Origin of the sequence: Streptomyces spiramenti (genome assembly GCF_012034385.1) — a bacterium.
Classification (GTDB): domain Bacteria; phylum Actinomycetota; class Actinomycetes; order Streptomycetales; family Streptomycetaceae; genus Streptomyces; species Streptomyces spiramenti.
In genome coordinates, this window is sequence record NZ_JAAVJB010000042.1 from 1 (window position 1) to 21,273 (window position 21,273).

Consider the following 21,273-nt stretch of genomic DNA (forward strand, 5'->3'; position numbering starts at 1 on the left):
ACGGCCAGCAGGCCGACGGCACCCGCGCGGGCGCCCCGCGGCGGGACGACCACGGCCGCGCCCCGGGCCCGGTCGGCCGACCACCGCCGCCACAGGTGGGCCCCGACCGCGGCACCCCCGCCGACCGTGCTGAGGTGCTGCAGGAAGCGGGCGACCGTCAGGTCGCCGACCAGGTGTGCGCGCAACCAGCCCGGGTCGGGCACCAGCAGGCCTCCGCCGTGGGTGACGGAGTCCCAGACCAGGTGGGTCAGTACGCCGATCAGCGCCGAGAGCAGCACCCACGCGGCACGGCGCCCCCGCACCCGGGCACCACGCTCCGATGTCGCGGCCCGGTCGGGGACAACCGCCTCCGGCCGCAGCAGCGCCGACAGCGGTCGGCGCACCAGGGCCCAGAGGAGCAGCAGGACCAGGGCGAGAGCGAGCGACAGCGGGAGCCCGTCGAGACGGTGCGTGGCGGTGGCGTTGAGGAACGGCTCGTACCAGGACTGCGCGCCGACCGGGATCCTCGCCGCGCCGAGGAAGTAGGGCATGTCGGGGGCGATCGCACCGCAGACCAGCGCCGGGGCGGAGAACGGGTGGCGCAGCAGCGGCAGCACCGCCGCCGGGTGGGACAACGTGAACGGCACGGGCTCCTCCTCCGCCGCGGCGGCCGGTGCGACGGGCCGGCCCGCTGCCCGCCAGCACCCGCCCCACCGCAGTCCGTCGAACTGAATACGTCGCTCGACTGACTATAGAGGCGGGCTGTCCCGCGACCGCACGCGCCCCGTCGTGGTCCCGGCTCCCTGCTGTGTCGTCAGCCGCCGACCCGGCGACGGCGCGGCCGGCGACGCGCGGCCACCGGCACGGCGAGTCCCACGCAAGCCGCCGCCCCGACCACGGCGAGAGCCACCGCCAGGTACTCCCCACCCGCTTGGTCCCAGGCGTGGCCCAACAGCGGCGGGCTCGCCGCGACCACCGCCACGGCCGACGCCCCCGCCGGCCACCGCCCGCCGGCGAGCAGCCCGTACGCGAGCACCGCCGGCACCACCACGAGGACCGGCCAGAGCCCGTACTCGGTGCTGACCGGCAGCGCACCGGCGTACAGCAGCATCAGGGGAAGCCATCCGACCGCCGCGACGCCCCCGGCGAGGGCACACGCGCCGCGCGAGGGCCGAAGGTCCGGTGGGCACGCCGAGACCACCGCGGCGGTGAGCACCGCGACGGCAGGCGTCAGCAGGGGATGGCCGTACGCCGCGCCACCGCCGACGGCTGCGACCGCGGCCCCGGTGAGGCCCGCGCAGAGCAGACCGACGCCCGCCGCCCACCGACCGGTCAGCGCGGCCACGCCCCCTGTGCAGACGAGCACCGCGGCGACCAGCGCGAGGCCGTGGAGCCCGCCGACGTAAGGCGCCCCCGGGGAATCGACGACCGAGCGGTACCAGCGGCCGAGCTGGGCACCGGAGGTGATCAGCGCCGCTGCGACCACGAACGGCGCGGCGATCGCCACGTACCGGCCCGCGACGGCCGAGGAGTCGACACGGGCCCGCACCCGAAGGGCGTGAGCGGTGATGTCGGCGAGCTCTCCGGCCCGGGCCGGCAACGAGGCACCCTCCGTCATCTCGCGGTGGACGTGCAGGATCTCCTCCCCGCGGTCCTCCCGGTACCGGCGCGGGTAGAGGCGCAGCACGACCCTGATCACGGGCCGGCCGGCGCGACCGCGCCGGGGAGCCCCAGTCTCCGGCCGGCCTCCCTCGCGGTCGCCGCCATCCGGGTCACCTCGTCGGCCAGGCGCCCCCGGCCCGCGGGGCTCAGCGCGTAGATCCTCCGGGCCCGGCCGTCGACGACCTCCTCGCGGTGGACCTCCACCAGGCCCTCGCCCAGCAGCCGGTCGAGCGCGCCGTAGAGGGTGCCGGTCCGCAGCACCACCCGACCGCCCGACAGCACCTTCACCTCCTGCGCCACCGCGTAGCCGTGCCGTGGCCCGTCCGCGAGTGCCGTGAGCACCAGCAGGGTCGGCTCCTGCATACCGCGCTTGTCGCTCATGGCGCCAACATATGACGGTGGCCGACACATCAGCAATGCCGGCCACGGCACACCGCCGAGATGCGGACCGGGCGGGCCGGGCGGCACGGGACGGCACCGGGCCGGAGTCGACCACGCGGTCAGACCACGGCGAGGGCCCTCGCGCCCGCCTCGGCGCGCAGTTCCTCCAGCATCCCGGCCTGCGCCCGCGCACGGCTCAGCAGCGAGGCGACGTCGACCACGCCCTGACCGGCGAGCCCGGGCAGCTCCGACAGCGTCCGCCACAGCGCGGCCTTGCCGCACACGCCCAGGTACATCGTCTCCAGCTCGACCAGTTCCGAGAGCCGGGCACGTCGGACCAGCGCACCGTTCGGCTTCAGCACTCCCAGAGTCTCGGCGGCGGCGCCGGCCAGCAGGAGGTGGTGGTGCACGGGCACCCGGAGGGACCTCATGAGGACGAGCAGCGCGCCGCGGTCCTCGCGGATCTCGCGGGCGAGACCGTCGCACCGCTCGGCCCGCCCGGCCGGGGCGTGAGCGGCGATTCGCCGTGCCAACCGGGCCCCGGCGGTGGCGCCGGCCAGGTGGTCGTTGAGATAGATCGTCAGCGCGCGGTCGGCACGGGCGCTGCTCCACTCCCGCAGTCGCGGCTGGATCGGGTCGATGTCCACACCAGCATGGTCCGCCGCCGCGGGCCGCCCCGCACCCCGGGGCGACCCCGGGGTGAGCGAGCGGGGCCGCCGCCGGGGCGTGTCGTTCGGAAGGCGCGTGGGACCGCGGCGCCCGGCACGGCACCTCGCTGCTTCACCGAACCGCGCGAGTACGACCGTACGAGCTGCGATCCGGCGTCCTGCGAGGCGTCGCGCCGGACGCCGCGGCCCGATCCACGCAGACCCGAAGGGCCTAGTCGGCCCGCGAGGCGGTGTGCCGGTCCGTCGACTCCCGTTCCCACCGGTCCGCCCGCTCGTACCCGGCCGGGTCCGTGCGCTCCGCAGGGTCCGTGCGCTCCGCAGGGTCCGTGCGCCCCGCATCGGCCGGTGAGCCCGCCCGCGCCGCGCCGGCGGCAGCCGCCGCTGCCGCCCGGTCGGCCCGCCGCGCCTGGAGGACACCACCCACCCGGGGCGGCGCGTACGAGCTCTCGACGAGGCGCCGCTCGCGCCAGAGGTGGTAGATCGCCATCGTCAGGATCGCCGTGCCCACAAGGTTCGCCACGAAGTGCCACCACACCCGGTAGGTGGTGAGGGCCGGCCCCGGCTCGATGGTGCCGAACCAGGTGGAGAGCCCGATCGCGCCGCTCGCACCGAGCGCCACCGAGACCGTCAGCACGACGTGCTCCACTCCGTGGATGCCCTGCATCCACACACCCATCCGCGCCCAGCGACGCGATTTCAGATCGCCGGCCACCCGGCGGGTGAGCAGCATGATCCCGACCAGTCCGGCGAGGAACACCAGGTTGCCCTTGAGGTGCAGCAGCTCCATGCCGAGGTTCGGGTTGGACGGATCGATCTGGCCCAGGCCGCGCGCCAGACCGTCCCCGAGGGGGGTCATCCAGGCGGGCTGCATCGGGTTGGCCACCCAGTAACCGGCCTGGGCCACGTGCTCCTGGAAGTGGCCGATCTGGCCCAGCACCCCCAAGACGACCACTCCCACGGCCGAGCGGTAGAGCCACGGTCGCTCCTGGCCCCGGTCGGCGAGCGCTATCACGACGACGGCGCCCCACATCGCGACGGTCCACAGGACGAAAAGCACCGCCCCCGCCGTCTCCAGAGCGGTCACCGCACTGTCCATGCCGTGCATTCCCGGTTGATGGTCCACGGGGCTCCTCCTCCGCGTCACGGCTGCGACGTCCCAGCCGCGCATCACGTTAGGAACCGGCCCGGAGACCGACCACTCCCATCGTGCCTCGTCACGCGTTCACCGTGACGTGCCGTCACTCCATGACCAGCCCGGCCAGGAACCACTCCTCCACCACGCCGATCCGCTCCGCGCACTGGGCCCGGTCCGCCCCCGTCACGACGAAGGCGGCGAGGAAGTCCCCGGAGTGCTGCGCCTCCGCGACCACGTCGCCCGGCCGGCCGAACCGGTGGGAGACCGCCACTGCCTCGGCGACCTCCGCGGGAAGGTCGCCCGGCCGGGGCCACGCGACGAGCTTCCCGGGCCGCTTGGTGAACAGCAGCTGGCCCGCGAACCGCGCGGGGCGCAGGCGCCCCGACACCGGCACGGGCAGACCGAGCTGGCGACGGACGGGGTAGGCCGCCGGGTCGAACCCGAACATCTCCCGCTGGACGTCGCGGACACCCGCCCCGCCCGCGCGGCACGCCGCCTCGCAGAGCACCAGCCGGTCGTCGGGGGTGCGGAAGACCTCGATGTGGAACGCGAAGTTCTCGGGCCCGCCGAGTGCTGCCAGCGTCTCGTCCGCGAACGCGGCCAGCCGGCCGCCGAGCTCGCTGTCCGGGTCGTGGGGCAGGTCCACCCGGCCGCCCCGGTCCCGGTAGTCGGCAAGCACGTACCGGTAGTGCGACGGCCACAGGGTGACGACCGCGCCGTCCAGCACGACACCGTCCACGTGGTGCATCTCCCCCTCGACGTACTCCTCCGCCAGCCACGCCGGCTCGCCGGGCGCACCGGCCGGTGCCGTGGGCCGGTCCCCCGGGTCCCAGGCCCGCAGCTCCTCGGGGGTGCGCACCGTACTCAGCCCGATGGACCCCGCTCCGCGCCGTGGTTTCACCACCACGGGCAGGCCGTGCTCCGCCGCGAAGCCTCGGAGGCCGGCGGCGTCGGACACCAGCGCGTGCCGGGCCACCGCGATGCCGGCCGCCCCGGCGGCCCGTTTCATCTCCCACTTGTCCCGGTAGGGCGTGGCGGTCCCCGGGAGCTGCCCCGGCAGCCCGAAGCGACGACGCAGCAGCGCCGCGCGTTCGATGTCGTTCTCCTGGCAGGCGACGACGTCGGTGACGCCGTACTTCTCGATCAGCTCGACCGCGCGTTCGTGGACCCGCGGCGAGGTGTCGTAGTCGGGCAGGGCCTCGACGTGCACCCAGGGCGCCGCACGGGGCAGTTCCTCCCCGTGGAGCTCCAACTGCTCCGACGAGGCGAGCAGCACCAGGTCGTCATCGCGCCCCGCGAACCACTCGGGGTAGGGGTTGGCGCGCAGCGACCCCCGGTGCAGCACGAGTACGGTCACGATGGCTCCTTCGGGGACCAGACGCTGGCGTAGCGCTCGCCGGTGTCCGGCAGCAGGGTGACGACGGTGAGCCCGGCGCTCTCCGGGCGACGCGCGACGGCGAGCGCGGCATGAACGGCCGCGCCGGCCGAGATGCCGGTGAACAGCCCCTGGCCGCGGGCGAGGTGGCGCGCGGTCTCCATGGCCTGCTCGTCGGTGCAGGTGAGGACCTCGTCGATGAGGGCGACCTCCGTGGTGGGGGCGACGAAGCCGCCGTTGAGGCCGGGGATGCTGTGGGGGCCGCCCGCCTGACCGGAGAGCACCGCGGAGGTCGCCGGTTCGACCGCCACGATCCGCAGCCGCGGGTTCTGCTCCCTCAGGTAGCGGCCCGCGCCCGAGAGGGTCCCACCGGTGCCGACGCCCATCACCAGCACGTCGACGCGTCCCTCGGTGTCCTGCCAGATCTCCGGGCCCGTCGTCTCGTAGTGCGCCCGGGTGTTGTCGGCGTTCTCGTGCTGCCGGACGTACCAGCCGTCCGGCGTGGCACGGTCGATCTCCTCGGCCCGCTCGATCGCACCGGCGAAACCGTCCTCGCTGCGGGTCTGCACCACCTCGGCGCCGAGAGCGGCGAGCAGGCGGACCCGCTCCGGGGTGGCGCTGTCGGGCAGGACCACGACGCACCGGTAGCCCCGGACGGCGGCCAGTGCGGCGAGGGCGATCCCCGTGTTGCCCGAGGTGGACTCGATGACCGTGCCGCCGGGGACGAGGTCACCGCGTGCCTCTGCGGCCTCCACCATGAACAGCGCGGCACGGTCCTTGACGCTCGCGTAGGGGTTGGCCGACTCCAGTTTGGCGATGACGCGGGCCCCGGGCGCCGCGCCGGGACTGCGCAGCATCACCAGGGGTGTCCGGCCGATGAGTTCCTCGACGCCCGCGGCGATCCGGGGTCGCGGCGGGACGGCGGGGAGGTGCGGAAGCGGGGTGTTCACCATGGGCTCCACCGGGTGAGGAGAGAAGAGGAGGAGGAAGCGCCGCCGGTCACCAGGACCCCGCGGACGCGACGGCCCGGAGGTTCTCCGCCAGGCTGAGCGGCGGCCTCACGACGGAGCTCGCGGCCCGTACCCGTGCGCCGGGCGGGACGTCGTGGGTGACGACCGCCATCGCACCGATGACCGCGCGCTCGCCGATGGAGACCGGGCCCAGGACGGTGGCGTTGGTGCCGAGCACCACACCCGGGCCGACCACCGGATGGCGGCGGGCGCCGGGAGGGCGCGCGTTGTCGGCCCACCAGCCGACCGCGCCCAGGGTGACCTGGTGGTACATGGTCACGTCGTCCCCCACCCGCGCCGTCTCCCCGATCACCACGGCCGCTCCGTGGTCGACGAGGACGCGGCGCCCCAGCTCGGCACCGGGGTGGATCTCCACCCCGGTGCGCCGGCGGGCGCGCCGAGCCGCCCACCGGGCGAGCGCGCGGTGCCCGGAACGGTGCAGGGCGTGGGCGACGCGGTGCGCCCACACCGCCCGGAGCCCGGGGTGGCCGAGGGCCTCCCGGCGGCTCCGGACGGAGGGGTCGCGCTCGACCACCACGTCCAGGTCCTCGGCCATCAGCCGCACGAGGTCGCCGACACTGTGCCGTGTTCTCATCGTCCCGCCCCTCCCCGGCTCACCGGGTCTCGATCCGGATCTCTCGGTGTGCGAGCTGCTCGCACCGGGCGACCGCCGTGTCGGTGTCCGGTGCCCGCACCGCGACGTGCCCCAACCGGTCCCAGTTGTCGCGCGGTCGGCGGGTCCTGCTGCCGGGAGCCACCGACACGGCAGTGGTGATGACCTCGGGCAGTGACGCGACGTCGTCCGCGCCGTGCACCGCGGCGACCACGCCGTCGCCGCCGGTGAGGAACCGGACGCAGGCGCCGCCGAACGGCGGGGGGATCCTCGCCGGTTCCTCCATCAGCCCCAGTGCGCGCGCGGCGGACCAGGCCGGCAGGTCGATCCCGGTCGCGGCGGCGAGGAGCTCGATGATGAAGTCGCCGCCCATCCGGTTGTGGGACTCGATCACGACCGGACCGCGGTCGCTCAGCCGCACCTCGGTGTGGCTGGGGCCCTCGACGACGCCCATCGCGGTCAGGTGGTCCTCCACTGCCGCGACCACGCGTGCGTGGTCGTCCGAGGGGAGCCGGGCGGGCAGCGCGTGGCCGAGTTCGGCGAAGTGCCCGTCGTCGACGAGTTTCTCGGTCACCGCGAGGACCCGGTGGCTACCGGCGAAGCTGAACGCCTCGACGCTGAACTCGGCTCCGTTGAGGTACTCCTCGGCGAGGAAGCCGGTGACGCGGAAGAGCGTGGAACCGCGGTCGGTGCGGGCACCGCGCAGTCCCTCGATGTGGTGTCGGACCCGCTCCACGTCTGCCGCGTCACGGACCTTGGCGACGCCGAAACCGGCGGTGGTGCCGGTGGGTTTGACGACGAAGGGGTAGCCGGCCCGTTCCCCGAACCGGGCCAGCGACTCCCCGTCGGTCACCTCGGCGGCCAGGACCTCGGGGCCCACAGCGGCGGCGGCGAGGTGCTCGCGCATGAGCTGCTTGTCGCGCATGCGGCGGCTGACCTCGTGGCGGCGGCCGTCCCCGATCCCGAAGAGGTCGGTGAGCCGGGCGGCGGGGGTGAGCCCGCCCTCGGTGAGCGAGGCCACCACCTCGCAGCCGTAGACCCGCTGCGCGGCGCGTGCGAAGGGCAGCAGCGTCTCCCAGTCGGTGTAGTCCACCATCAGCAGCGCGTGCGCCGTCCGGGTCTGGTAGGCGGTCACCTTGTCCGGATGCTGGGCGAGCACGATCCGGGCGCCGAGCCGGTCGAACGCCTCGACGTGGCCGTCGGTGCCGCCCACCAGCAGGACGGTCCGGCCGTCCGCGGTACCGGGTGCGGGGTTGGGCACCGGGGTGGGCTCGGCCATGGCACGCACGGTCTCGATGCGCTCCGCCGCCAGCGTCGGGGTGTCCGCCGCGACGACGACGTAGCCGTGCCGGGTGAACGAGTCACGCGTGACGGGCAGTTCGTCACCTGCGGTGAACGGGAAGTGGAGGGTGTCGACGAACGGCAACGCCCGCGCCTCCTCCAGGCGCGGCGAGACCGCGGCGACGACGCCGGGCCGGTACCCCAGGAAGCCGACCGCGCCCACACCGGTCGGACGGACGGCGGGCACCTCCCGTCCGGCGAGGGCCCGGAATACCTCCGCCTCGATGTCGAAACCGCATGCCACCCTGATGAGCGCGGGAATCCGGTCGCCGCCGAGCCGGGTCTGGGACTCGACGACGCGGGGGCCTGCGGCGGTGAGCACGATCTCGGTGTGCGCGGGGCCGAAGCGGTAGCCCGCCAGGTCGAGCAGCCCGGTCGCGGTCTCCGCGAGCGCCCGCGTCTCGCCCTCCCCGACCGGGGCGGGGAAGACGTGTGCGGTCTCGACGAAACCGGGTGCACCCGTGGTGTGCTTGCGCGTCACACCGATCACGTGGTGCTCGCCGCGGACCGTGAGCGTCTCGACGCTGAACTCCGGCCCCCTCAGGTACTCCTCGACCACATAGGGCCCGGGCAGTCCCGGGTCGGCCGCGCGGTCGAGCCAGGCGGCGAGGTCGGCGTCGTCACGGACGAGCGCGACTCCTCTGCTTCCCGACAGCTCGGACGGCTTCACGATGACCGGCAGGCCGAGCCGGCGCGCCGCGTCGGCGACATCGGCGGCCTCGGTGACCTTCCTCGCGGAGACAGGGGAGTGCCCGTGCTCGTTGAGGAGAGCCCGCATCGCGGCCTTGTCGTTGATGCGCCGGATGGTCTCCGGCGGGTTGGTGCCGAGGCCGAGATCCGCGGCGGCGACAGCGGTCGCGAGCTGGATGTCCTCGTTGCCCAGGCAGAGGACCAGGTCGATCCGGTGCTTCTCGGCGGTGGCCTCGACGAGTTCAGCGAGGCCCCGGTGGTCGCTCAGGTCGGTGAGCAGCAACTCCACCGAGTTGGCCCTGACCTGGTCGAGGTAGTCCGGGGTCTGCATGGCGGGGTCCCAGATCGACCAGACGTCGAAGCCGGCCTCGCCGGCTTTGCGCGCCAGTTGCTGATACGGCATCACCATCAGCAGTCTGCGACGGGGGGGCTCACCGGTCGTCATGCGTCACTCCGTTCGTCCGAGCCGAGGGCTTCCGCCGACTGTCGGGTCTTCTCGGCCCGGGCGGCGTCGCGAAGAACCAGGTGGTAGAGGAGAGCGGCGAGTCCTCCGCACACGCCGAAGATCACGCTCATGACGACCGGGGGCACCACGGCCCCGAGGGTGACGCAGAGCGCGGCGATCATCAGGCCGGCGCGGGCGTTGAAGGTGTAGACCGCCATGTAACGGGTCCGGGAGTCGGCCGGGATGTGGTTGGCGAGCAGCGTCTGGCGCACCGGCACGCTGGCGATCTCACCGAGGGTCAGCACTGCTGCCGCCAGCAGCAGCACCCTGCCGTCGTTGCTGACGGCCCAGACCATGTATCCGGCCGTGAACATGCCGAGGCCGACGAAGAGTCGCAGCCGGTCGGAGAGGTTGCCGAGCAGCTTGCCGGAGACGAGGATCAGCAGGACCACCAGGGCCGCGTTCACCGCGCGGAGGATTCCCATCATGCTGACGCCGTCGACGCTCAGGGCCCAGTCCCCGAAGGAGACCAGCGACTGCCGGGGGAAGTCCTCGGCGAGACGGACGGCGATGTAGTAGCCGATCTGCATCTCGACCACGGTGATCAGGACGGCGGCGAAGAACATCTTGTGGAACACGCGGTCGCGCGCGACGGTGCGGTAGCCGAGGAGAAGGGCCCGCGGCCCCCGCTCGTTCCCGCTGCCGCCCTCCGGGGCGGACTCGGTGATGAACCAGAGCGTCACCAGGCTGGTCGCCAGTGACAGGAAGGCGGCTCCCGCGAGCAGGTGGGGGAAGTAGTCGCGGTAGAGGAAGCCGCCCAGCATGGCGCCGATGGTGAACGCCAGGTTGGTGGCCCAGTAGTTGATGGTGTAGACGAGCGTGCGGTTCTCCGGCGTGGAGACGTCGATGATCATCGCCTCGGCCGCCGGGGTCGCCAGCTGGGAGAGGGCGATGTTCAGCAGGAAGAACAGGTAGACGGCGACCGCGCTGTCCCACCAGCCGGATGCCGCCAGGGCCAGGGCGACGAAGGTGACCGTGGCGCCGGCCTCGCCGGCGAGCAGCAGCGGCTTGCGGCCCCGCACGTCGGCGAGGTGACCGCCCAGCAGGTTGGCGAGGATGCCCGCGACGGCGACCGTGAGAACCAACGCGCCGGCGGTCGCGGCGCCGTAGAGGTCCGCCAGCCGGATCGTCATCAGCGGCATGAGCATGACGCCGAGCAGTCGCTGAACAAAGCCGATACCTATGCGCAGCCGAATATTCGGGTGCAGTTCACGAAAGACCACTGAGTCCCCTTCTGCGGGCACCGTAAACGAAGAGACAGGACGCCCGGACGAACCACGGGGCGAGCGTAGCGTAATTGAAGAAGCGGGGGAGCAAGTTGCACGGAATCCCCGGCAACGCGCCCGATACGGTCCGTCTTGAACACCTTTGCCTGTCACCCCGTCACGCACGAATTAGCCAAGTCGCCTGAATCGGCAGACCGTTTGACTCGTTCAGGTCCGGGTGAGCTACTCTGCTCGAACATTCGCCGAACACCCCCTCTTCCCGCCGCTTCCACCGAGCGGGAATCTCTGTGCGATCACGCGCAGCGGGCACGGATCATCTCGCCCGCCCGAAGATTACGAAGGGCGCCGGAGTGACGGATATCAATGCAAGGAAAATCGGCGGGAACATAGGCGCCGAAGTCACCGGAGTGGATCTCGGCAGCACGATCTCATCGGCATTGGCCGGCGAGATCCGCGAGGCCCTGGTCGAGCACAAGGTGCTCTTCTTCCGTGACCAGGAGATCGACGACGGGGACCAGCTGGCATTGGCCGGTGTATTCGGGGACGTGACCAAGCCGCACCCCATGATGCGCAGCAGTGAGAACTCGCCGATGGTCCTCCCCGTCGACGGCGAGGACCAGCGCGCCGACCACTGGCACACCGACATCAGCTTCACCCGGGCGCCCTCGTTGGGGACCACCCTGCGCAGCGTGGTACTGCCGCCCTACGGTGGCGACACCATGGTCGCGAACGCCGAGGCCGGGTACCGGGACCTCCCGGCGGAGCTGCGGGAGGTGGCCGACCGGCTCTGGGCCGTGCACACCAACCACGCGGAGCAGCCCCGACTGGGGACCGAGCGCGGCGAGGCGGTCCGGGCGGCCTTCCTGGCCCGGCGGTACGAGGCCGCGCACCCGGTGGTCCGTCTCCACCCCGATTCCGGGGAGCCCTCCCTCTTCCTCGGCGGCTTCGCGCAGTGGCTGGTGGGCATGACGGTGCGCGACTCGCGCCCGATCATCGACGTGCTCCAGTCCTATGTGCGCCGTCCGGAGAACACGGCTCGCTGGAGCTGGCGCCCCGGGGACGTCCTCGTCTTCGACAACCGCTGCACCCAGCACTACGCCGTCAACGACTACGGGGACCACAAGCGCGTGCTGCACCGGGTCTCCGTCAACGGTGACGTGCCGGTCGGTCTCGACGGCAAGGAGAGCTACGTCATCAGGGAGGGCGAGTGAGCACCCCCTCCCCCGGCGACTTCGCCGAGCGGCTGCGCCGGCGCGAGCGGCTCGTCGGCTACTGGATCGCCTGCGACAACCCGGTCGGCACCGAGCGGATCGCGGGGCTCGGCTACGACTACGTCGGGGTCGACGGGCAGCACGGCGTGATGCACCAGCCGGGCTGGCAGTCCGCGATGATGGCAGTCGACGCCCGCGGGATCGCTGCCGGCGTCATCCGGGTGCCGTCCGCCGACCCCGTGGTGATCGGTACCGCGCTCGACACCGGCGCCCGAGCGGTGATCGTCCCCATGATCGAGACCCCGGAGCAGGTGCGCACCTCGGTCGCCGCGTGCCGGCACTGGCCGGTGGGGACCCGCAGCCTCAGCGGGCCGGTCCGGGCGGAGCTGCGGCTCGGCGACGTCCCCGCGCGGGTGGACCGGCAGGTCGCCTGCATCGTCATGGTCGAGACCGCCGCAGCCTTGGAGTCCATCGAGCCGATCTGCTCGATCGAAGGGCTGGACGCCGTGTACGTGGGGCCCGCCGACCTCTCGGTCGCGCTCGGCGCCTCCCACTTCGGCGATCCGTCGGCCGCGGAGGCGTTGGAGAGCGCCCTCGGGCGCATCGTCACCGCCGCCGAGGCGGCGGGGATCGCCTGTGGCATCCACTGCCTGGACGGCGACTCCGCGGCCCGGCGACTCGCCGAGGGGTTCACCTTCGTGACCGTCTCCAGCGACATCACCCACCTCCAGCAGGCAGCCGCCGCCCATCTGCGGGCGGCCCGCAGCGCCGGCTGACGCCGGCCCGCCGCACCCGCCCGGCCGACGCGCACCCCTGTCCGCCCGCACACCGAGGGGACCCATGTCTCTGCCCCTGACCACACCCCCGGCCACCACCGACCCGCCACCGCGCCCGGTGGCCCGAACCGTCGCCGACCTCGTGGGTGGGACCCCGCTCCTGGAGTTCCGGATGGAGGGGGTCGATCCGGCGGTGCGGTTGCTGGCCAAGCTGGAGATGCTCAACCCGCTGGCCAGTGTCAAGGACCGCGCCGCCCGGTGGATGGTGGCGGAGGCGGAACGGAGCGGCCTGCTGCCGGCGACCGGCGGCACCGTCATCGAGTGCTCCTCCGGCAGCACGGGGATCTCGCTCGCGGCGCTCTGCGTTCCGCGCGGACACCGCTGCGTCGTCGTGATGCCGGACAACGCGACCGAGGAACGCCGGCTGCTCCTGCGGGCGCTGGGGGCCGAGATCGTCCTGGTGCCCCATCAGGACGGGCTGCTCGCCGCATGGGAGCACGCCGAAGCGTTGCAGCGGGCCACACCCGGCTCGTGGGTGCCGCACCAGGACCGCAACGAGGCCAACGTCCGGGCGCACTATGAGACCACCGGTCCGGAGATCTGGGCGGACACCGACGGCCGGGTCGACGTGCTGGTCGTAGGGGTCGGTACCGGCGGCACCCTCTCCGGCACCGCCCGGTTCCTCAAGGAGCGGGGGGACGTGCGGGTCGTCGCGGTCGAGCCGGAGCGCTCCGCCGTGCTCAGCGGAGGCGAGGGCGGGCCGCACGGCATTCCCGGGATCGGCGCGGGCTACGTCTCCGACATCACCGACACCGACCTGATCGACGAGATCGTCACCGTCCCCGACGCCGCGGCGTCCGACACCGCGGCCCGCCTCACGCGTTCGCTGGGGCTGCCCGTCGGTGTCTCCTCCGGCGCCGCCGCCTGGGCGTCGGCCGAGATCTGCCGCGTGCCGCCCCGCGCGGGCACCACCGTCGTCACGATCTTCCCCGACTCGGGCGAGAGGTACCTGTCCACCCTCCGGGGCTGAGCCGCGCGCCCGTGCGGGCGCCCCGCCCCCCCGGTCGGCGGCAGCAGGCCGTTCACGACAGGAGTCACAGCATGTGCCGCATCTTCGGCTGCTTCAACACCCCGCCCACCGATCTCGCCGAGGTGGCGTCACTGCAACAACACGGCGGGCCCGACAGCAGCGGGGTCGTGACCGGCGCCGACTGGGCGCTGGGCGCCAACCGCCTCGCCGTCATCGACCCCGCGGGCGGCGCCCAGCCCTACTCGCTGGGCCCGGGCAGGGGGGTCCACGCCGTCCTCAACGGCGAGATCTACAACCACGACGAGCTGCGCGACCGGCTCCGCCGACTGGGCCACCGGTTCGACGACCGGTGCGACGGCAGCATCCTCCCGGCGCTCTACCACGAGTACGGCGAGGACCTCACCGAACACCTCGACGGCATGTACACGCTCGCTGTCGTCGACACCCGGACCGAGCCCGTCCTGCTGCTCGCCACCGACCACGCCAGCATGAAGCCGTTGTACTACCGCCACGACACGGCGGGCCACGCCCTGTACTTCTCCTCGGAGCTCGGCGCGCTCCTCGCCTTCGACGGCGTCGACGACCGGCTGTGGGAACCGGGGCTCGACCGCTACCTCGCCACCCGCACCCCCTTCGGCGAGCGGACGATGCTGGCGCAGGTGCGCACCCTGCCACCGGCGACCACGGTCGTCTGCCGCCGCGACCGACCACCGCGGTTCCGCGCCCGGCACCGGCCCGACGCGGTGCCGCCGGCCGGCGACGAACGGGAGACCGCCGCCCTGCTGCGCACCACGCTGCGCCGGGAGGTCCGCCGCCTGCTGGTGGCCGACGTCCCGGTGGCGGTGATCGTCTCCGGTGGGCTCGACTCCAGCCTGGTTACCGCCCTCGCCGCGGAGCGCGGCCCCGTCGACGCCTTCAACATCGCCTACCGCGGCGACTGGCCCTCCGACGAGCGGCACTTCGCGAGGGAGGTCACCGAACGCACGGGCGCCGTCCACCACCAGGTCGAGGTGGACCCGGAGCAGCTGCCCGACCTGCTGCAGGAGACCGTCCGCCACCTGGGCCAGCCGAACGCCGACCCCATCACCGTCAGCAGCCTCGCGCTCTTCCGCGCGGTGCGCGAGGCGGGGTTCACGGTGGCGCTCACCGGAGACGCGGCCGACGAGGTCTTCGGCGGCTACCGGCGGATGCTGACGGCCGCCGAGCACGGCCCGGGATGGCAGTCCGGCTACCTCGACGCGCTCGCGGCGGCCCCGGCCGCGCTCCGGGACGCCCTCTACACCCCCGAGTACAGGGCGGAACTGGCCCGGTCGGGTGCCGGCCCCCTCGCGGCGCACACCGTCGAGGAGCTCTCCTGCGACGGGCCGCGGAGCGCCCTGGAACGGATCACGGACTTCGAGCTGCGGCACCGGATGCCCGCCTACCACCTCCGACGGGTCGACCACCTCAGCATGGCGAGCTCCGTCGAGGTCAGGCTGCCGTACTGCCAGCAGTCCGTGACGCGGCTGGGCAGGGCGCTGCCCGACCACATGCGGATCAGTGGCGGCTCGGTGAAGCGCGTCCTGTTCGGCGCGGCCGAGGGGTTGCTCCCGCGCAGCGTGCTGGACCGGCCGAAGCAGCCGTTCACCCTGCCCGTCACGGCCATGCTCGCGCCGGGGACCGCGCTGTGGGGGTTCTGCCACGACGTGCTGTCCGAGTCGGCGCTGCGCCGTGGCGGCCGGCTGTGCCCCGGGACGGTGCGGGGGCTGTTCACCCGTCAGGCCGCGGCCCCCGACGACACCGCGGCGCTCGCCCTGTGGGCGCTGACCGTCTACCAGCTCTGGTTCGACCGCCTCGCGCACGGCGCGGCCGAGCGTGCCGGCGGCGCCCCGGAGGCCCTGGTGGCGGCGCCGTGATCGGGCACCTCGCGTACGCCGAGGGGAGCCCCTGCCCGACGCTGGTGCTCGACTCGCGCCACCTCCCGGAGGACGAGGGGCGGCTGCTGGCGGTGCTGACCGGCATCCGTGGCGAGCTGACCGACATGGGCGGCGGGCACGTCCTGAAGATCGCCCTGGTCCGCCCGTCCACCCACCCGATGTTCGACCTGGACTACCGGTTCGTGCAGGCGATGCCCCAGGCGCCGGACTGCTTCGAGCTGCGCGGCTCCTGCGGTCACTCGGTGCTGGCCGGGGTGAGCACCGCCTCCCGCGCCGGGCTCCTGCCGCCGCTGTTCCCCGGTTCCCGGGTGCGCGTGAACGTGTTGAACAACGGGGACGGCATCGTCTGCGAGGCGGACCGGGTGGACCGCCAGAGCGCGCTGTTCACCGTGCGCTTCATCAGGGTGCCCCCCACCCCCGTCCGGCGGTTGCTGATGACGGGTGAGCCGGTGAACCCGCTGATCGCGGCGGGCGGCAGGCGCGCGGTGTCCCTGGTCAACGGCGCGAACCCCTACGCGTTCGTCGACGGGCGGGAGCTGGGGGTGCCCGACGCCGCGGCGCTCTTCGCCGCGGGCGAGGAACTCGCCGTCGCGCTGGAGGAGGTGCGGGGCGCCGCCACCGACCTGCTGGGCTGGCCGCGGACGGGGGCGTTCCCGAAGGTCGCGGCCGTCGTGCCGGAGGACGGCGCGCTGGCCGTCCGCGCGCTCTCCGTCCCGAGTTGGCACCCGACGATCGCGCTGACCGGCGCCGTCTGTCTCTCCGTGGCCGCCGCCGTGCCGGGCACCGTCGTGGCGCGGATGGCGCGGGAGGCCGGGACGGGCGCGGAGTCGGTGGAGATCCGCACGCCCGGCGGGCGCACACGCACCGAGTCCGTCCTCGCCCCCGGGCCGGACGGCGCCGGCGACGCGCTGTGCTGGACCTCCGTGGACGGCAAGAAGGTCACCCTGCTCGGCTCGTACGCCCTCGACCACTTCAGCCGTGCGTATCGCAAGGAGGAGACCAGGTGGCTGCACCTACCGGCACATACGTGAGTTCGGCGCTCACCGCGGAGACGCGGGCGCAGCTCCGCGAGTCAGCGGCGCAGTGCGCGCGGAGCGCGACGACCGACCCGGCGGCACTCACCGCGCTGCGGCGGTCCGGGGTGCTCGCCACCGCCGTGCCGCACCGGTACGGCGGGCAGGGGGGCGACGGCGCCGAGGTGAACCGGGTGGTCGCCGATCTCGCCTCGGTCAACCCGTCCTTGGCGATCATCGCGTTCCAGCACTTCGCCGTCACCGCGCGCATCGCGGAGTGGGGCGCCCCCGAGCAGCAGGAGCGATTGCTGCCGGGGCTGGCCGACGGTTCGCTCCTCGCCGCCTCGGCGTGGAGCGAGCCCAACGCCGGCGCCGCCAAGCAGAACGTGTCGAGTGCCGGTGTCCTGCGGGAGGACGGCACCTGGGTTCTCAACGGCGCGAAGTCGTTCGCGACCGGTGCCGGGGTCGCCGACCTGTACCTGGTGCTGGTGCGTACCCGGACGGGGAGCGAGGAGAGCGTGCGGGGCCACTACGGCGCCCCCGACCAGTCGTTCTTCCTGGTGGAGGCCGGCAACCCGGGGCTGCGTCCCGACACCGGCCCCGTGCTGGCCGGTATGCGCGGCTCGGCGACCGGACTGATCGAGCTGGTGGAGTGCGCGGTCCCCGACCGCGACCGGGTCGGCCCGCTGGGACACGCGGCGGAGATCATCGCCGGTGTCCGGCGGACCGGGGCAACCCTGGGCGCGGTGGCGTTGGGGATCGCCCAGGAGGCCGTGCAGGTGGCGGAGGAGCACGCGGAGCGCCGCGGCCTGCTGGAACTGGACACGGTCCGCCACCGCTTGGTGGAGCTCTGGGTGCAACTGGAGGCGGTGCGGGCCGTGGTGGCGCTCGCCGGGGCCCGCACCTCGTCGGACCCCGGCTCGACCACGCTGCGCAGCAAGTTGTTCGCGACCGAGTCGGCGGAGCGGATCTGCTCGGAGGTCGCCCGGATGGTCAGTTCCGCCGGATACGTGGCCGACCATCCGGTCGTCCGCATGCTGGCCGACGTCAGAGGAGTCGCGATGATGGGGCCGACGAGCGACCTCTGCCGGACGCTGCTGGCCGCGGAGTGGCAGCGGTGACCGCGGGGAGCGCCGACGGCGCGGAGCTGGTGGTGCGCGCGGCTCGCCTGGTGACGCCCGAGGGGGTGCGGCCGGCCTCGGTGCGGGTCGCCGCCGGCCGGGTCGCCGCGATCGAGCCCCTGGACGCGCCCGCCGACGGAGCGCGGGAACTGGACGCCGGGCAGGCCTACGTGCTGCCCGGGCTCATCGACTCCCACGTGCACTTCCGCACGCCGGGGCTGACGGCGAAGGAGGACTGGGCGCACGGGAGCCGTGCCGCGGTCGTCGGCGGTGTCACCACCGTGATGGACATGCCCAACACGGTCCCGCCCTCGCTCTCGGCGGAGGCACTCGCCGCCAAGGCCGAACTGGTCGCGGGCACCTCGCTGGTGGACTACCGCTTCCACCTCGGCGCCGACCCCGACCGCCCCGAACTCCTGGCGGAGCTGGACCCCCGGGTGGCCGGCAGCGCCAAGGTCTTCATGGCGGGCCACCACACCGCGCCCACCGTGATGCGGGACGCGGGGCAACTGGAGAAGGCGTTCCTGGCGGCGGCGGACGGCGGGGTGCAGCTGGTGCTGCACGCCGAGGACAGCGCGGTCTTCGACCTGCTCGACAGCTGGCGGGGCGAGCCCGGGGAGTACACCGCCTACGAGCGTGCCCGGCCCCGCAGTGGCGGCATCGTCGCGGTGTCGAAGGTGATCGAGCTGGTGCGCCGGCACGGGACCCGCGCGCACATCCTCCACCTGTCCAGCGCCGAGGAGGCCGACCTGGCGACCGCCGCCCGTGCGGCGGGGCTGCCGGTGACGTTCGAGGTGACCGGCCACCACCTGTCGTTCACCGACCTCGACACCCGCCGCTACGGCGCGCGGACGCGGCTGTCGCCGTCGATCCGCGGCCAGGCCGACCAGGACCGGCTGTGGGAGGCGCTGAGCGCGGGGGAGCCGGCCACCGTGGGCAGCGACCACGCGCCGCACACCGTCGAGGAGAAGACGCGCGGGCCCGTCGCCTCTCCCCCGGGTCTGCCGGGCGTGCAGGAACTCGCGGTCGCCGTGTGGACGGGCTCGCGCCGCCGCTGGCCGGAGGAGGACCCCGACACGGCGGTGCGGCGGCTGGTCCGGTACCTGGCGGAAGGGCCGGCGCGGCTGTTCGGCCTCCCGGGCAAGGGGCGTGTCGAGGTCGGCGCCGACGCCGACCTGGTGTTCTTCGCCCCCGACGACCCGTGGATGCTCTCCGCGGACCAGGTGCGCTCCAAGTGCGGCTGGTCGGCCTACGAGGGGTGGACGTTCACCGGCCGCGTGCTGCGGACGATCCGGGCCGGTTCGACGGTGTGGGACGCCGGGACCGGGGAGTTCGGGTCGCCGGACGGCAGGCTGCTGGGATCGGCGGTGGACCGGTGACCTCACGGATCGTGGTGGCGGGCGGCGGGATCGCGGGGCTGGCCACGGCCATCGCGCTCTGCCGCCGCGGCAGGCCGGTGTCGGTGCTGGAGCGGGCGCCGCGCATCGCACCGGTCGGCTCGGGGCTGGTGCTCTACCCCAACGGCATGCGGGCCGTCGACGCGCTCGGCCCCGAACTTGGCGCGGTCGTCCGCGGCAGCGGTCACGAGGTCGGGCCGGCTGAGCGGCGGCTGATCGTGGGCGCGGACGGCGAGGTGCTGGCGGAGGAGCCGATCGGCGAGGTGCCGATGCGTCTGGGCTCCCCCCAGGTCTCCCTACTGCGCAGCGCGCTCCACGACGCCCTGCTGCGGGAGGCCCGTGCGGCGGGGGCGGAGATCGTCCTGGGCGCGGTGGCCTCCGGCTTCGAGCAGCACGGGGATTCGGTCGGGCTGCTGCTGCGGGACGGCCGGGAGGTCCGGGGCGCGGCCCTCGTGGGCGCGGACGGCCTGCGGTCGACGGTCCGCGCCGGGCTGCTCGGGCACTCGGCGCCCGTCTACCGCGGCTACACCTCGGTGCGCGGCCGGTGCGACCGGCCGCCCTCGGGCGCACGGGCGGCGGTGGTCAACGGTGCGGGGGCCCAGCTCTTCGTGGCGCCGGTTGGCGGCGGACGCGTGTACTGGACCGCCAAGGTGACGGCCGCCGAAGGGGTCTGGCCCGCGCTGGGGCCGCGGGGCGCCTGGGAGCGGCTCATCAACCTCACCGAGCGGTGGCCCGGCCCGGCCGCGGCGCTGGTGCGCGACAGCGACCCCGCCGATCTGGCGGTCACCGACATCCACGACCGCGACCCGGTCCACGACTGGGCGGCGGGCCGGGTCGTGCTGCTGGGGGACGCGGCCCACCCGATGGTCCCGGCGCTCGGACAGGGCGCCAACCTGGCGCTGGAGGACGCGGTGGTCCTCGGCGACGTCCTGGACGGTGTCCGGGACGAGGACGTCCCGGCCGCGCTGCGGCGCTTCGCCCGGCTCAGGTCCCCGCGCGCGGAGCGCGTGGTGACGGCGTCGCGGAAGCAGGGGGCGTTGGACCAGGGCGACGACACCCGGGCCGCCGCGGACCGCGACGCGCGGACGCGGCGGTCCGGCCGCAAGGACGTGACGGTGACGGAGCTGCTCGACTGGCGTCCGGAGACGGCGCCGCCCGGCGCAGCCGCGTCGGCGTCATCGACCAGGTCGGCGACACGCGCCGCACGACCCGACTCACCACAGGAGGAACCCGTATGACCGACACTCCGACACCCCCCGCCCTCCGGGAACTGGGGGCGGAGCTGGGCCCGGTGTGGCGTGACGCGAACATCCGCACCGGTCCCTCGCTCTCCCACCCCGTCACCGAGGTGGTGCTGCCGGACCCGGCGCGGTCGTACCACGGCGAGGCGTGGACCCCGGGCGAGGTGGTGGTCGAGGGGGAGAACCCCGTCGGTGTCATCACCAGCGACGTCTGGATCAGGATCGGCACCGACCGGTGGTCGAGCGCGGTGAACTTCGAGCCGGCCCGGCTGGCCGGCCTGCTCCCGGGGCACGCGCCCCGGGTGACGCCGCACGGCGCCGACGCGGGATGACCGCGACTGGGGGGTGACCGCGGGGTGCGGCGGGGTGCGGTACCCGACCGGGCCGCACCCCGCACGGGTCAGCCCTGGTTCTTCGGGTTGGTCGCCTTGCCGTCCAACCAGAGGGTGTCGCTGTCGTCCCGGTGGGTGCCCGCGCTACCGACGTGCTTGTCGGAGATCTTCGCACCGTTCTTCAGGATGTGGACGATCGCCATTCCGTGACCCCGGCCGAGGTCGTAGTCGGTCTTCAGCCACTCCAGTACCGTCCCCGCCTTGGTCTTGGGGTCGGTGAACCCCTTCTCCTCGGCGATTTCGATGAACTGCCGCGGGGTCAGGCCGGTCTTGCCCTCGATTGTGTCGAGGTACGCCTGAAAAGACATCTGTGACTCTCCCAAGGTGAACGAGCGGGAATTCGTCGAAACCGGAACGGCGCTCCTGACGGAGACCGAAAGCGCGCCGCCCGGGATTCCACCTCCACATACAACCACACCCCGTATTCATCGCTGCCCGTCTTCGAGCAAGTCGTCGGCGGCGGGGCACGGTAGCGCAGTCGTCGGCATCCAGGAGAAGGAGTCGGGAACTCGACCGAAAAGCGCGCGGTTGGCCGGTCCACGCCGTTCGGCACCCCGGAGGGAGCGGCCCCGATCGGCCCCGCTTGCGCCG

The 21,273-nt window shown here is 73.8% G+C and carries 20 protein-coding genes; 9 read left to right on the forward strand and 11 right to left on the reverse strand.

The window, feature by feature from the left end; translation table 11 throughout:
• The 10 genes from HCJ92_RS08035 to HCJ92_RS08080 all read right to left on the reverse strand — a co-directional run.
• On the reverse strand, positions 1 to 626 hold a 626-nt coding region (locus tag HCJ92_RS08035; RefSeq protein WP_167932766.1), incomplete at its 3' end, for a DUF4184 family protein.
• 167 nt (positions 627 to 793) lie between these two features.
• On the reverse strand, positions 794 to 1,678 hold the full coding sequence (locus HCJ92_RS08040; RefSeq protein WP_167932767.1) for a hypothetical protein: 885 nt from the start codon (positions 1,676 to 1,678) through the stop codon (positions 794 to 796).
• A complete protein-coding gene (locus tag HCJ92_RS08045) occupies positions 1,675 to 2,022 on the reverse strand; it encodes a PadR family transcriptional regulator (protein WP_245240686.1) in 348 nt (115 codons plus the stop codon). The genes HCJ92_RS08040 and HCJ92_RS08045 overlap by 4 nt, the downstream gene beginning before the upstream one ends.
• Positions 2,023 to 2,141: 119 nt before the next feature.
• Positions 2,142 to 2,669, reverse strand: coding sequence for a hypothetical protein (locus tag HCJ92_RS08050; RefSeq protein WP_338054073.1), 528 nt, complete (start codon positions 2,667 to 2,669; stop codon positions 2,142 to 2,144).
• Between the two features lie 232 nt (positions 2,670 to 2,901).
• A complete protein-coding gene (locus HCJ92_RS08055; RefSeq protein WP_420824686.1) occupies positions 2,902 to 3,813 on the reverse strand; it encodes a DUF6008 family protein in 912 nt (303 codons plus the stop codon).
• Between the two features lie 115 nt (positions 3,814 to 3,928).
• The gene (locus HCJ92_RS08060; protein WP_167932768.1) at positions 3,929 to 5,182 is read right to left on the reverse strand and encodes an ATP-grasp domain-containing protein; all 1,254 of its coding nucleotides are present in this window, start codon (positions 5,180 to 5,182) and stop codon (positions 3,929 to 3,931) included.
• Positions 5,179 to 6,153, reverse strand: coding sequence for a PLP-dependent cysteine synthase family protein (locus HCJ92_RS08065; protein WP_167932769.1), 975 nt, complete (start codon positions 6,151 to 6,153; stop codon positions 5,179 to 5,181). Before HCJ92_RS08065 ends, HCJ92_RS08060 begins: the two co-directional genes overlap by 4 nt.
• 46 nt (positions 6,154 to 6,199) lie before the next feature.
• Complete coding sequence (gene epsC, locus HCJ92_RS08070; protein WP_167932770.1) at positions 6,200 to 6,805, reverse strand: serine O-acetyltransferase EpsC; 606 nt, start codon at positions 6,803 to 6,805, stop codon at positions 6,200 to 6,202.
• A gap of 19 nt (positions 6,806 to 6,824) precedes the next feature.
• Positions 6,825 to 9,299, reverse strand: a complete 2,475-nt coding sequence (locus HCJ92_RS24755; protein ID WP_245240687.1) for an ATP-grasp domain-containing protein — start codon at positions 9,297 to 9,299, stop codon at positions 6,825 to 6,827.
• The gene (locus HCJ92_RS08080; protein ID WP_167932771.1) at positions 9,296 to 10,582 is read right to left on the reverse strand and encodes an MFS transporter; all 1,287 of its coding nucleotides are present in this window, start codon (positions 10,580 to 10,582) and stop codon (positions 9,296 to 9,298) included. Before HCJ92_RS08080 ends, HCJ92_RS24755 begins: the two co-directional genes overlap by 4 nt.
• 353 nt (positions 10,583 to 10,935) lie before the next feature.
• Between HCJ92_RS08080 and HCJ92_RS08085 the strand changes: the two genes are divergently transcribed.
• The 9 genes from HCJ92_RS08085 to HCJ92_RS08125 all read left to right on the forward strand — a co-directional run bounded on the left by HCJ92_RS08085 (position 10,936) and on the right by HCJ92_RS08125 (position 20,622).
• Positions 10,936 to 11,796: a TauD/TfdA family dioxygenase gene (locus HCJ92_RS08085; RefSeq protein ID WP_167932772.1), complete on the forward strand. Its 861-nt coding sequence runs from the start codon at positions 10,936 to 10,938 to the stop codon at positions 11,794 to 11,796.
• Positions 11,793 to 12,572, forward strand: a complete 780-nt coding sequence (locus tag HCJ92_RS08090) for an aldolase/citrate lyase family protein (protein WP_167932773.1) — start codon at positions 11,793 to 11,795, stop codon at positions 12,570 to 12,572. The genes HCJ92_RS08085 and HCJ92_RS08090 overlap by 4 nt, the downstream gene beginning before the upstream one ends.
• A 64-nt stretch (positions 12,573 to 12,636) precedes the next feature.
• Complete coding sequence (locus HCJ92_RS08095; protein WP_167932774.1) at positions 12,637 to 13,602, forward strand: PLP-dependent cysteine synthase family protein; 966 nt, start codon at positions 12,637 to 12,639, stop codon at positions 13,600 to 13,602.
• A gap of 71 nt (positions 13,603 to 13,673) precedes the next feature.
• Positions 13,674 to 15,497 carry an asparagine synthase (glutamine-hydrolyzing) gene (asnB, locus tag HCJ92_RS08100; protein WP_167932775.1) on the forward strand — a complete coding sequence of 608 codons (1,824 nt, stop codon included), beginning with the start codon at positions 13,674 to 13,676 and terminating at the stop codon, positions 15,495 to 15,497.
• On the forward strand, positions 15,494 to 16,549 hold the full coding sequence (locus tag HCJ92_RS08105; RefSeq protein WP_167932776.1) for a PrpF domain-containing protein: 1,056 nt from the start codon (positions 15,494 to 15,496) through the stop codon (positions 16,547 to 16,549). Before asnB ends, HCJ92_RS08105 begins: the two co-directional genes overlap by 4 nt.
• Positions 16,522 to 17,652 carry an acyl-CoA dehydrogenase family protein gene (locus HCJ92_RS08110; protein WP_338054074.1) on the forward strand — a complete coding sequence of 377 codons (1,131 nt, stop codon included), beginning with the start codon at positions 16,522 to 16,524 and terminating at the stop codon, positions 17,650 to 17,652. Before HCJ92_RS08105 ends, HCJ92_RS08110 begins: the two co-directional genes overlap by 28 nt.
• Positions 17,649 to 19,031, forward strand: coding sequence for a dihydroorotase (locus HCJ92_RS08115; protein WP_420824687.1), 1,383 nt, complete (start codon positions 17,649 to 17,651; stop codon positions 19,029 to 19,031). Before HCJ92_RS08110 ends, HCJ92_RS08115 begins: the two co-directional genes overlap by 4 nt.
• Positions 19,028 to 20,287 carry an FAD-dependent monooxygenase gene (locus tag HCJ92_RS08120; RefSeq protein ID WP_167932778.1) on the forward strand — a complete coding sequence of 420 codons (1,260 nt, stop codon included), beginning with the start codon at positions 19,028 to 19,030 and terminating at the stop codon, positions 20,285 to 20,287. Before HCJ92_RS08115 ends, HCJ92_RS08120 begins: the two co-directional genes overlap by 4 nt.
• Positions 20,284 to 20,622, forward strand: a complete 339-nt coding sequence (locus tag HCJ92_RS08125; RefSeq protein ID WP_167932779.1) for a hypothetical protein — start codon at positions 20,284 to 20,286, stop codon at positions 20,620 to 20,622. Before HCJ92_RS08120 ends, HCJ92_RS08125 begins: the two co-directional genes overlap by 4 nt.
• A 68-nt stretch (positions 20,623 to 20,690) precedes the next feature.
• Here HCJ92_RS08125 and HCJ92_RS08130 read toward each other — a convergent pair whose 3' ends face one another.
• Positions 20,691 to 20,990, reverse strand: coding sequence for a DUF4287 domain-containing protein (locus tag HCJ92_RS08130; RefSeq protein ID WP_167932780.1), 300 nt, complete (start codon positions 20,988 to 20,990; stop codon positions 20,691 to 20,693).
• Positions 20,991 to 21,273 lie beyond the last annotated feature (283 nt).